Here is an 11,753-nt window from a genome sequence, read left to right as displayed (position 1 = left end):
GTTTTTATCTTAGTAAAAAAGCATCCGACTAACATGTTAGTCGGATGCTTTTTTTGTCTATACGTGAGCTTTATTTTCGTCCGAACTATCAAACATGTCCATTACTTTAAAAATACCTTCCAATAGCAAGGTACATAAAATAGCGAAAATTAATACGGCATGAGGTGATAATTCAACTGATGTGAAGTTAAGGTCTGCCAACCAAAAGTAACCTACATAAAAACTTAAAAATGTGCTAACAGCCGAAAGTGTAAATCCTAAAAATCCTAATTCCTTTAATTTTTCCTCAGATAATTTACATAAACGTAAAACAATAGAGAAGAGAATTCCTACTATGAAAAATCCCATACATAATGCGAACAATGATATTATACTTGGATACTTAACTTCATCGGGCATCCACTTTTTCATTCCCACTATTAAAAAGGTAGGGACAAGAATAGGTAATAAAAGTGGTAGCACTATTTGTATAGCTGCAAATAATGCATTTGATTTATTATCGTTTTGATTATTCATAAAGCCTCCAAAAATGATTTCTATACTAATTCCAAATATCTTAGAGGATTTTAACATAAAAATAGTAACTTCGCTATTCAAAATCGGAGTAGGATCATGATCATTCATGGTAAATAAACAAGCTGACTTATTTGTATATGTTTGATTCGCTTATCTTTGGAATTCAATTTTTTATGTTTGTTTATAGTAAAGATGAAAATTTCCTTCATCTTCATAAAATCTTAAGAAATCTCCTCAATATTTGTTAAGAAACGATAGTTATACTTAAACACAAGTTAAAAACTATTGAACGAATGGAGAGAGAGTATATGCAGCTCATAACATTCTTAACTGAATTTATAAAACATCCGAAACATATTGGTGCGGTTGTACCGAGCTCAAAAATATTAGCAAGGAAAATGGTAGATGTAATTGATTTTAATAGAGCGAAATGTATTGTAGAGCTAGGGCCTGGTACAGGAGCTTTTACGAAAGAGATTATGAAGAGAAAGAAGAAGGAGACAATATTTCTTCTTGTTGAAATTAATGAAGTATTTTTTAAAGAGTTAAAGAGAAAATTTAAAGATGAGCAGAACGTGATTGTTATACACGGTTCAGCTGAAAATATAAAGAAGTATATGGAACAATTAAATATAGAATGTATTGATTACGTCTTATCAGGATTGCCTTTCACTTCTTTACGAGAAGAGGTTTCAAAGCGCATTTTAAACAGTGTAATGGAAACGATACATGAGAACGGGGAATTTATTACATTTCAATATTCACTTGTGAAAAAAGGATTTATACAGAATTTCTTTCCTGAAATTACACTAGAAAAGGTGTGGCTTAATTTCCCACCAGCTTACGTCTTTAGTTGTAGAAAAGAGCTAAGGAGAGCATATGCATAATGGAGTTACATGAATTAATGTCATACATTGAGCAGTATGGTTATTGGGCACTATTTTTTTGTTTATGGCTTGGTATTATCGGTATGCCGATTCCAGATGAAATGATTGTCATGAGCGGTGGATTTGTATCATCAATGGGGATATTAAGTATGATTCCAGCCTTTTTATTAACGTATTTAGGTGTTGTATCAGGTCTTTCTTTAGGGTATATACTAGGGAAAATATTTGGCATAAAAGTGCTTAATAAATTGATGAAAAAGAAAAAGGCAAAGTACCTTTTAAAATCACAAGAAATAGTAGGGAAATATGGTCATTATGCATTAGTAATAAGTTATTTTATCCCCGTTGTGAGACATATCGTACCGTATTTGGTTGGAATGAATAATATGTCATTTAAAACGTATGCATTGTATTCCTATATGGCAGGACTTGTTTGGACGCTAGCTTATTTTATGCTGGGCTCTCTATTCGGAAAACAGATAGAAACGATTGTAGCACTTGCGACGAAATATGGGATGTATTTAGGCGGGGGCATTATGATCATTACTATCATTTCTTATGTGTACATTCAAAAGAGGAATGCAGTAGTGAGTGAAATAAAGCAACATTCATAGTTTGGTAAATGATGCTGGAGGAGATTTTGTGAGTAAAGGAACGATACTTATCGTGGACGATGAGAAGGAAATTAGAAAACTTATCACTATCTATTTGAAGAATGAAGGTTACGAAGTATTACAAGCTGGAGATGGTGAAGAGGGTTTAGAAATAGTAAAGAAAAGAGACGTGCATCTAATCGTCCTTGATATTATGATGCCGAAAATAGATGGTATTCATATGTGTATGAAAGTGAGAGAAATAGCGGAAATGCCTATTATTATGCTTTCGGCAAAAACGCAAGATATGGACAAGATTTTAGGATTAACAACTGGGGCAGATGATTACGTAGCCAAACCATTTAATCCACTGGAACTCATTGCTCGTATTAAATCACAACTTCGGAGATATATGAAAATGAGCGGGACAAGTGTACAGGATGAAAATGAAATAGAAATTGGAGATATGAAAATTAATATAGTAACACGGCAGGTCATTATTGCAAATAAAGAGGCGAAATTGACACCGAGAGAGTTTGAGGTATTAGAATTGCTTGCACGAAATCAAGGAATGGTATTAAATGCAGCACAAATTTATGAAAGAGTATGGAAAGAGCAAGCTTTCCAATCCGATAATACTGTGATGGTACATATTCGGAAAATACGTGAAAAGATAGAGGCGATTCCAAGGAAGCCTCGGTACATTAAAACGGTATGGGGAGTTGGCTATAAGATTGAGAAAGATATTTGAACCGATAATATGGATGAATCAAGTTTTTAAAAAAATGATAGGTAAAATAGTGAGTTATTTGGAAAAGAGCATACGGATACAGCTAATGGCTACATTTACTTTTTGTACGTTACTCGGGGTATTAGTAGGATGGTCTTCATCTTCTTTTTTCGAGGATGCGAATAAAATTTCTATCATTGATTATGCATCAGGTATGGAAGCCATTGATGGACAGACACAAAGGCTTGTTGAAAGTATAACCGAGGAAGGTAAGGAAATTAATATACAAGAATTGCTTGATCAATTGAATCACCAAAATCAACTGAAGATTTTAATAATAGATGAGAATGGGAAAGTCGTTTATAAAACAAAGGGAGCGCCGGAAGAACAAATCAATCTTCATGAGACGATGCGTAATGTGATGGATTTTAAAATGGATCAAGTACGATATGTAGAGGCGCAAAATTTAATTCAAGATGGAACTGAACAAAAGCGTAAGGAGTTTACAACTTTTTATCCGGTTACTGTTAATACGGAAAATATGTATATCATTGCAAGTGGTATACCACAAGGAAATGTGAAGTATATAGTGAATGATAGCAGCCCATTTCCATCTTTACTAGGTTTTATCACTTTTATACTATCTTTCTTTTATATAACGAAAAGGAAGATGAATCAGATTGAAGCGATGGCAGAAGGAGTAAGGGAGTTTTCGAAAGGTAATTTACAATATAAAATCAAACAGGCAGGTCAAGATGAAATAGGTTTATTAACTTCTAATATTAATCAAATGGCAGAAAAGCTTTTGGCTAATATAGAAAAGGAAAAACAAATAGAGAAGCAAAAAAGTGAATTGATTACAAATGTATCACATGATTTAAGAACACCACTTACTTCTATTATGGGGTATTTACGTTTACTAGGTGATGCGAAATATGAAAATAAAGAACAGCATGATGAGTATATAAAAATTGCCTTTTCAAAATCAGAGCAGTTGAAGATGTTAATAGAAGATTTGTTTGAGTATACAAAACTAACAGATGAAAATATGGCGTTAGATTCGCAAGAAGTGTGTATAAATGAACTACTTGATCAATTAATAGAAGAGTTAGTACCACAAGCGGAGGAGCATAATATTTCTTTTGTAAAAGAATTTCAAGAAGGTCGTATATATGCTGTTGTGGACTCAGAAAAAATGGTACGTGTGTTTGAAAATCTTTTAATAAATGCAATTAAATACAGTATAGATAAAGCAGAAATTCGGGTTTTACTTCAAAGAGAAGAACAGCATATCAAAATTTCTATAGCGAATCATAGTGAAGAATTTACAAAAATAGAATTAGAGAATTTGTTTGAGCGTTTTTATAAAAAAGATCAATCGAGAAGTAGAGCTGTAGAAGGTTCAGGTTTGGGGCTTGCAATTGCAAAAAGCATTGTTGAATTGCACAAAGGAGAAATTCGAGCAGAATATGAAAATGGGGTTATTCAATTTATTATCTTATTGCCAATTTAATTAGAAGAGCACTAGGAAATTTGGTTACATTTTAATACGTAATAGCGTCGCGATGGATTTAGAGGAAGTCCTTTAAGTGGAAATATCTGAGAAGAGGAGAATAGAAAGTTTCATGAAAAAAATAAGTGCGTTTATCGTATTAATTATAGTTGGAGTTACATTACTTATAGGAAAGGGGGGACCGATTGTAGATCAACTCAATCCATTTATTAAAGAAGATATTTATTATGCTGTTGTTGATAATGATGGTAAATATGGAGCTGAAAACAAAGGTTTTGCTAGATGGGAATATAAATTCAAAGGATATAATGAATCTGGTCAAGAGCAAAAGATTGCGATGACTGCTTCAAAACATTTAAGAATAGGAGCATATTTAAAGATTAGATCTAAAGGAAGTTATGGTATGGAATGGGAAGAAGTACAAATAGATGAAATACCTAAGAAAGTAAAAGAGAAAGTACAAATACAACATAATTAGTTATAGAAATTATAAGTGGCATTCCATGGATAAGATAACGAGCAAGCTTCGAAGATTGTAGCAGTATATGATAAGTTCTAAATTTTTTATAAAGAAGATAAAGTTTATCTTAACTTTATTTAAACTGCATTTCTTCTGTGTACAATGACTAGTATTCTATAGTATGTAGATAAAAAATAGTAGGGAGTAGCAGGATAATTATGCAGGTTTCTAAGAAGAAAATATTATTATTTCTTTCAATTATTCTTTTGGCTTTATTGATGGTGTATGTATGTGCAAATAATAAGCATGTCCAAAATATTGTTCATAATATAGAAGACATCTATAAAGTATATAGAGAGAATCAGGTATTGAAAGGGAAAATTGAACATCAAGAATCGTTAAAGAGTAAAGTACAAATATTAAGTGAGGAGAAAGAAAACCTTACTAAACTTATCAACAAAACGAAAGAATTAAAGGAACAAGGAAAATACAATTTAATTCAAGCTACAGTAGTAACTCGTGTAGCAGAAGAGTGGTATGGAGAAGTCACTATTGATAGAGGTGCACAACATGGTGTAAAGGTTGATATGGCTGTTATTACAGTGGAAGGTTTTATCGGAAAGGTAGAGAGTGTAGATCAATATACATCTGTTGTGAAATTAATTACGAATGATGAACGAACGAATCGTTTAGCAATCACCCTTCAAAATAATTCATCCATTTTAGGATTTGTTACAGGGTATGATAAGAAAAAACAGGCTCTTCGAATTGATAATATTCCATCAGATAAAGCGAAAGAAATAAAAATAGGTGATAGTATTATTACCTCTGAACTGAGTCAGAAAATACCACCTGGCCTTGAAGTAGCAGAGGTGATAGAGCAAGAACCGGATCAATATGGTCTTGCTTATATTATTTATGCAAAACCAAAGGCGAATTTATATGATTTAGAAGATGTAATTTTAATAGAACCTAAATAATAGTTTTATGTAGTGCCTTTGAGAGGTGAATTAGAAACGAAGAGAATGAACGTAAAATAAAGAGTAAGAGGGATAAGGAAAAGTAAAACAGTACTAAATTTAATAATATATGGTTATATATTTATAATGTTTTTATTTTATCTTTATCTTATCTTTATCTCGGACAATTATAATGAAGAGGTAAACTGATGATAAGTGCAAAGTTATTAAGTATTACAGTGGGGCTTTTTTTTGTACATTTTTAATATTAATTATTTATATAACCTCTTAAATAGGCTAGAAAACCTATATAATATCCTTCGACTTTATATGTGTAAATATATTATTTGAGCGTGAGAATATTGATGTCAAAAGGTATATGAATCGGATTATAAAATGTTTGATTTGCATATTGTAATGTTTTTTTTCGGGAGTGTACATTACAAAAATGTAAGAGGAATCAATATTGCTGTTTGTAGGGAAAAGATAAAATGATAGTTAGTGGCTATGAAAATAGCATGATCGCAGCACTAGCCAAATGACAGGAGGCAATATGAAAAATTTAATATTTGAAGAGAACGTTGTACAAAGAGGGTATAGTAAAAAGATGAATGTAGTACACCACACTGTAGAGAAGCGTGGGTGTAGAGTGTGTTATTAAAACTTTCTATTTCTAGTATGAAAAAAATGATAAAGGATTACATCGTTTTACTAATAGGCCTTGTCATCTCAATTTCTATTTTTTATATGTTTCAAACGCTTGCGCTAAATAAAGAGTTTACAATGAATAACAGTATTATTGGTTCAATTGTATTTGTATTTCAAATAGGCTCTGTTTTGGTAGCATTTATTACATTCTTTTATATTTTTTATGCAAACTCTTTTCTACTTTCACTCCGGCGGAAAGAACTTGGCATGTATCTTGTTTTAGGGGCCAAAAAGAGTAAAATCAGCCAACTTTTATTCTTTGAGACATTGTCTATGGGAATGATTTCACTAGCATTAGGTAGTGTATTCGGAGCTATTCTTTCTAATTTTGTTAGCAAATTTTTAACGAAACAATTGGAAATTTCAACGGAAGGTTATCAAGCATTTTATGTTCCTGCATTCAAAATAACATTTATATTCTTTAGTGCGTTATTTCTGCTTACATCCGTTGTAAATGCCATTCGTATAGCACTTAAAACAGAACTAGATTTAATTCGTACAGAGCAGCAAACGGAGCGCATACGAATGAAAGGACCAGCCACGATATTGTTACTTTTATGTAGTTTGCTAGGACTAGGTGTAGGATATTATTTCGTAATCTTCGTAGGAATAAAAGGTGCTGGCGCCATTATGCTTCCATTATTCACGATTACAATTGGGACATATCTTATATTTATTTCGTTCTTACCTATGATTGTTAATAGGCTAAAGAAAACGCGCTATTTAAATGAGAAGAAATTAAATGCATTTACATTTGCACAATTGCAGTTCCGTGTAAGTAGTTTGGCGAAAATATTAGGAACGGTAACGATGTTAATTGGTCTTGGTGTGGGGGCAATGGCTGGTGGCATGTCTTTACAGAAAAACGTAATCCTTACAGCAGAAAGAATGTCAGGGTATGATATTACAATTCATGATCCAGAAGCAGCGGATTATAAAGCTATGGAAAAAATGAAAATTGTAGATAAAAAACAATATAAATATAAAGTTAATAATGAGGCTGTTTACTATTTAAAAGAAGAATTATTAGAGAATCCGCCACTGTTGTTTGGAAAGAAAGAGACAATACATATTACTGAACAACTTCCATCTTCGAGCTATAGGATGTTTAAGGGAGAGGAAGTTGATCCATCTAGTTCTACGTTACCACTGAATTGGGATAAGAGTATGGATAGTGATTTTAGATCGAATATTACTGTATATAATCGTAAACCTGTCTATATCGTCGACGAAAACCGGTATAAAGCAATTCAAGGTAATGAGCATACGTTTTTTATTGCTAAAATCGATAATATTTTACGGTATAAGACAGAGCTAAAAGAGATGGATAATCGTCAAATCGAAAAAATAGCCGCCGCTATTAATAAGCCTAAGGAAGACGTATATTTACCAACAAACTATAATGATTATGAATCTATGCTTGCCTTTTCAAAAGGAACTTCCTTTATGGGATTCTTTTTAGGTCTTGCTTTTTTAGCTATGATGGCAAGTTGTTTAATGTTTAAGATCCTTTCTGGAGCTACGAAAGATATAGGGCGGTATGAGATGCTTCGGAAAATTGGGGTACGTAAAGAATTACTTATACAATCTATGTATAAAGAATTAGGCATTGTATTTTTATTTCCAGCCATATTGGGTCTTATACACGTTTTAGTAGGAATGAATATATTTACATTTGTTAAGTTTTTTGTAAATCCATATGTGAATATTGGACTTCCGATTTGTATATTTTTAATCATTTACGGTGTCTACTATTTGATCACTGTTCAATTATATAAGAGGATTGTGCTTCCAAAGGAAAAATAGAATGGATGCCGGGGGAAGGGGTAAAAAACTAGAGTAATATTTTTAGTATAAGTAAGTAATGGACGTAGAAAGGAATTAATAAAATGGGGAAACTGTTAAAGGTAAAGAATATAGTTGTAATGATGGTAGCTATAGTTGTAGTGGGAGGGGCTTTTTTTGTATTTCAAGCGATAACTTCACCTGCAAAAGCGATAGCAAATCAAGAGAATCCAGTTCAAAATGCAAATGAACAAATAAAAGTGGAGATGAATAAGGTTGCACCAACGCAATTTAATGGTCAAACTAGGAAAATTGCCTATCTTACTTTTGATGACGGACCAGGAAAATATACGGCACAGTTACTAGACATATTAAAGGAAAATGATGCAAAAGCAACATTTTTTCTAATCGGTCAAAATGTAAAATCATACCCTGATTTAGTAAAACGAGAAGAAGCGGAAGGACACTATGTTGGTATGCATAGTATGACGCACAATAATAGAAAATTATATGCCCAAGGTGGCTACGTAGATGAAATGAAAGAGGATCAAGGCTTAATTGCTAGTATTCTCGGACATGCCCCAAAACTAACACGCCCACCATATGGTTCAAAGCCAGGATTACACGAAGAACTTCGTAATAAAGTTGTAGAAAATGGTCTTAGAGTATGGGATTGGACAATTGATTCATTAGATTGGGAATATAATAGTATACCAATTGATATTGCGAAAGCGAAAATTGTTCAAAATGTACTTGCTAGTGCGACAAATCCCAAAGAAGTTATTTTAATGCACGATATTCATCCGCAATCTATCGCTGCAGTACCGGCTATTATTAAAGGTTTAAAAGAAAAAGGGTATGAATTTGAAGCATATCATGAAGATGATCATTTCCCCTTGAACTTTATGCATGATAAACGAATGTAACATAGGAGGAATTGACATTGACTTATAAAGCGTTAACGATTACCGGAATTATATCTATAAGCTTATTGACAGGGTGTTTTGGCGCAAAGCCAGAAGCAGAATTGTACGTCGCATTTGAAAATGCAACGAAGCAAGAAAAGGCGGTTTCTGAAGATGTGAAAAAACTAGAGGGTTTAGAAAAACAAGGTCAAGAGTTATACAATCAAATTATAAATGATGGTAAAGATAGTAACCAAGCAATTATGCCGAAGATAGAGCAAGCTACAAAAAGCATGGACGAACGTGAAAAAGTATGGAACAAAGAAAAAGAAGCTTTTGAAAAAGCACAGGAAGAAATAAAATCAGTTCATAAAACTATAGATAAAATGGAAGATGCTGCTCTTCAAAAACAAGCAAAAAACATACAGGATATTTATAAAAAGCGTTATTCATCTTTTAATAAGATAAATGATTCGTATCAAAAATTAATGGGATTTGAAAGAGAAGTATATAAAAGCTTAGGCGAAAAAGAAACGAACTTAAAAAAGATTAGTGAAAAGATTAAAGGTGTAAATCAAATGAATGAGGACATTCAACGAGAAAAAGAGAAATTTAATGGATATACAAAAGAATATAACAAAGAGAAATTAGATTTTTATAAACAAGCGAAAATTAAAATTAAAGATGAGAAGTAAATACTTTATTCCTATATCATTTAATCTTATTTATTAAGTACAAAAGGAAAAAATCAAAAATAAAAGTTTGTTTCTTACTCAAAAATAGAATATAGAATTCAAGGGTCTCAAACTATTATAGTTTGGGGCTTTTTAATATTCTTAAGGGAAAAATCAAGAAATTCCTCTACTATTTTTCAAGGGAATACATCTATACATAGAGATTAATTACACTAATTGAATCTTTAAGTGAAATATATCGTATCTGCATCTTATATTTATATAGCTTGTTTATTCTATAAATACACCCAAGGTGGTGTTTAAAAAAGTATATAGGGAGAGAAAAAATGAAAAAGAAATTTTTACTAATTTGTGCAATAGCACTTTTATCAATAGGATACTCATCGGTAGCTAGTGCATCTACTGGAACAATGTCAAAGGAAGAAGTACAAGCGCAAGAACAGGCGTTAGAAAAAAAGGAAGCAGAATTTCAGGCTTGGCAAAAAGAGGCGTTAGAGAAGAAGAAAGCAGCAATGCAGGATCAAGAAAAAAAAGCATTAGAAAAAGCAGAAGTAGCGATTCAGGATCAACAAAAAGAAGCATTAGAAAAAAAGAAAGCAGCGATTCAAGCCCAACAAAAGAATGATGTAGAGAAAAAAGAAGTAGCGAAACAAGCTGTAAAAGGAGAAAAACTACCAAATACAGCATCAAATAGTGTAATAATGATGATACTAAGCGCGTGCCTTGTAGCATTAGGATCCGTATTTGGATTTACTCGTCGTAAGATTAAAGCATAAAATTTTGCATTAGCCTATAAAAAAATGGATGAATGAAAAGTGAGACTTGTAAATCGTATTGGATTTCCTTTTATATTGATTTGGTTATAGAGTATATATGTGAACAGCTATCATTAGATATAGAGAAAAAAATACATGTTTACAAACATGTATCTGCAATGCAAGTTGTTGCCAATCAAGATCTTATTGAAAAAGTAATTGTCAACTATATAACGAATGCAATCCGTTATACGCCAGCGAAAAAAGATGTTATTATTTCTACAATAAACAAACAAAAATTAAAGTGGAGAAATAAATACTTTATTTGTTACTCAAAAATAGAATATAGAATTCAAAAGCCCCAATCTACTATGATTTGGGGCTTTTAGATTCTTAAAGAAATGTTAAGAATATCCGCCGCTATTTATTAAGAAATTCTATCTATACTTAGAAATGGGTTAAGAAGTGTAGGAGGATATATATGAAAACATCAGTTGTAGAGGTAAAGAATGTACAAAAGGTATATGGTAAGAAAGAAGAGAGCCAATCACGTGTATTAAAGAATGTATCGTTCTCAATTCAAGAGGGTGAATTCGTTGGAATTATGGGACCATCAGGTTCAGGAAAAACAACATTATTGAATGTAATTTCTACATTAGATAAGGCAACAGGTGGAGTTGTTGAAATTGCTGGAATAGATATTACGAAAATGAAGCAAGAGGAATTATCTGATTTTCGCTCAGAGAAACTAGGATTTATCTTTCAAGATTTTAATTTACTTGAAAATTTATCAATATATGAAAACATTGCATTACCACTTTCTCTGCAAGGTGTTCACTCCAAAAGAATTGGATCAAAGGTGAAAAAGGTATCGGAAATGTTAGGGATATCAGAGATTCTTCAAAAATATCCGTCGGAAGTATCAGGTGGACAAAAACAACGTTCGGCAGCGGCTCGTGCACTTGTACATAAGCCAGAAATAATTTTAGGAGATGAGCCAACAGGAGCGCTTGATTCTAAAAATGCAAAAAGTTTATTAGAGGCGATGACCAAATTAAATGAAGAACAGGATGTTTCGATTATGATGGTTACACATGATCCATTTAGTGCGAGTTACTGCCGACGTATTTTATTCATTCAAGACGGAGAACTGTATAAAGAAATTTATCGCAGAGGTACGTGTGATGAATTCTATAAAGAAATTTTAGATGTGCTTGCCGATTTAGGCACACAAAAAGCATAGGAAA

13 protein-coding genes are annotated in these 11,753 nt (G+C 32.2%); 12 read left to right on the top strand and 1 reads right to left on the bottom strand.

The window, feature by feature from the left end; translation table 11 throughout:
• Positions 1–57: 57 nt before the first annotated feature.
• Positions 58–516, bottom strand: coding sequence for a hypothetical protein (locus tag NHG49_RS24540; protein ID WP_001064712.1), 459 nt, complete (start codon positions 514–516; stop codon positions 58–60).
• 308 nt (positions 517–824) lie between these two features.
• On the opposite strand from NHG49_RS24540, the gene NHG49_RS24535 reads away from it, so the two are divergent.
• From NHG49_RS24535 to NHG49_RS24480, 12 genes are all read left to right on the top strand, one after another.
• Positions 825–1,403, top strand: coding sequence for a class I SAM-dependent methyltransferase (locus NHG49_RS24535; RefSeq protein WP_001176096.1), 579 nt, complete (start codon positions 825–827; stop codon positions 1,401–1,403).
• Entirely contained in the window at positions 1,403–2,017 is a 615-nt protein-coding gene (locus NHG49_RS24530) for a DedA family protein (protein WP_000418951.1), read from the top strand. The genes NHG49_RS24535 and NHG49_RS24530 overlap by 1 nt, the downstream gene beginning before the upstream one ends.
• Positions 2,018–2,045: 28 nt before the next feature.
• On the top strand, positions 2,046–2,747 hold the full coding sequence (locus NHG49_RS24525) for a response regulator transcription factor (protein WP_000033681.1): 702 nt from the start codon (positions 2,046–2,048) through the stop codon (positions 2,745–2,747).
• The gene (locus tag NHG49_RS24520) at positions 2,731–4,239 is read left to right on the top strand and encodes a sensor histidine kinase (RefSeq protein WP_064474458.1); all 1,509 of its coding nucleotides are present in this window, start codon (positions 2,731–2,733) and stop codon (positions 4,237–4,239) included. Before NHG49_RS24525 ends, NHG49_RS24520 begins: the two co-directional genes overlap by 17 nt.
• Positions 4,240–4,351: 112 nt before the next feature.
• Positions 4,352–4,717, top strand: a complete 366-nt coding sequence (locus tag NHG49_RS24515) for a YxeA family protein (protein WP_064474459.1) — start codon at positions 4,352–4,354, stop codon at positions 4,715–4,717.
• A gap of 200 nt (positions 4,718–4,917) precedes the next feature.
• On the top strand, positions 4,918–5,679 hold the full coding sequence (mreC, locus tag NHG49_RS24510; RefSeq protein ID WP_154131507.1) for a rod shape-determining protein MreC: 762 nt from the start codon (positions 4,918–4,920) through the stop codon (positions 5,677–5,679).
• Positions 5,680–6,309: 630 nt separating this feature from the next.
• Entirely contained in the window at positions 6,310–8,172 is a 1,863-nt protein-coding gene (locus NHG49_RS24505; protein WP_064474461.1) for an FtsX-like permease family protein, read from the top strand.
• Positions 8,173–8,255: 83 nt separating this feature from the next.
• Positions 8,256–9,077: a peptidoglycan-N-acetylglucosamine deacetylase gene (locus tag NHG49_RS24500; RefSeq protein ID WP_088047684.1), complete on the top strand. Its 822-nt coding sequence runs from the start codon at positions 8,256–8,258 to the stop codon at positions 9,075–9,077.
• A gap of 17 nt (positions 9,078–9,094) precedes the next feature.
• On the top strand, positions 9,095–9,751 hold the full coding sequence (locus tag NHG49_RS24495) for a YkyA family protein (protein WP_064474463.1): 657 nt from the start codon (positions 9,095–9,097) through the stop codon (positions 9,749–9,751).
• Between the two features lie 326 nt (positions 9,752–10,077).
• On the top strand, positions 10,078–10,527 hold the full coding sequence (locus tag NHG49_RS24490) for an LPXTG cell wall anchor domain-containing protein (protein ID WP_064474464.1): 450 nt from the start codon (positions 10,078–10,080) through the stop codon (positions 10,525–10,527).
• Positions 10,528–10,559: 32 nt separating this feature from the next.
• Complete coding sequence (locus tag NHG49_RS31745) at positions 10,560–10,895, top strand: ATP-binding protein (RefSeq protein WP_002099385.1); 336 nt, start codon at positions 10,560–10,562, stop codon at positions 10,893–10,895.
• A 92-nt stretch (positions 10,896–10,987) separates the two neighbouring features.
• Positions 10,988–11,749 (top strand): ABC transporter ATP-binding protein, encoded by a 762-nt coding sequence (locus NHG49_RS24480; RefSeq protein WP_064474465.1) that lies wholly within the window; start codon positions 10,988–10,990, stop codon positions 11,747–11,749.
• Positions 11,750–11,753: the final 4 nt, after the last annotated feature.

Origin of the sequence: Bacillus sp. IBL03825, assembly GCF_024712505.1 — a bacterium.
In the GTDB taxonomy this organism is placed as follows: Bacteria; Bacillota; Bacilli; order Bacillales; family Bacillaceae_G; genus Bacillus_A; species Bacillus_A wiedmannii.
Note: the sequence above shows the minus strand (reverse complement) of the source record. Positions and strands in the feature narration are given on the sequence as shown.

Coding starts and splice junctions, on each gene's coding strand:
- NHG49_RS24535 (WP_001176096.1), top strand. CDS start 825: ATGCAGCTCATAACATTCTTAACTGAATTTATAAAACATCCGAAACAT.
- mreC (WP_154131507.1), top strand. CDS start 4,918: ATGCAGGTTTCTAAGAAGAAAATATTATTATTTCTTTCAATTATTCTT.
- NHG49_RS24480 (WP_064474465.1), top strand. CDS start 10,988: ATGAAAACATCAGTTGTAGAGGTAAAGAATGTACAAAAGGTATATGGT.
- NHG49_RS24540 (WP_001064712.1), bottom strand. CDS start 516: ATGAATAATCAAAACGATAATAAATCAAATGCATTATTTGCAGCTATA.
- NHG49_RS24490 (WP_064474464.1), top strand. CDS start 10,078: ATGAAAAAGAAATTTTTACTAATTTGTGCAATAGCACTTTTATCAATA.
- NHG49_RS31745 (WP_002099385.1), top strand. CDS start 10,560: ATGAAAAGTGAGACTTGTAAATCGTATTGGATTTCCTTTTATATTGAT.
- NHG49_RS24515 (WP_064474459.1), top strand. CDS start 4,352: ATGAAAAAAATAAGTGCGTTTATCGTATTAATTATAGTTGGAGTTACA.
- NHG49_RS24530 (WP_000418951.1), top strand. CDS start 1,403: ATGGAGTTACATGAATTAATGTCATACATTGAGCAGTATGGTTATTGG.
- NHG49_RS24500 (WP_088047684.1), top strand. CDS start 8,256: ATGGGGAAACTGTTAAAGGTAAAGAATATAGTTGTAATGATGGTAGCT.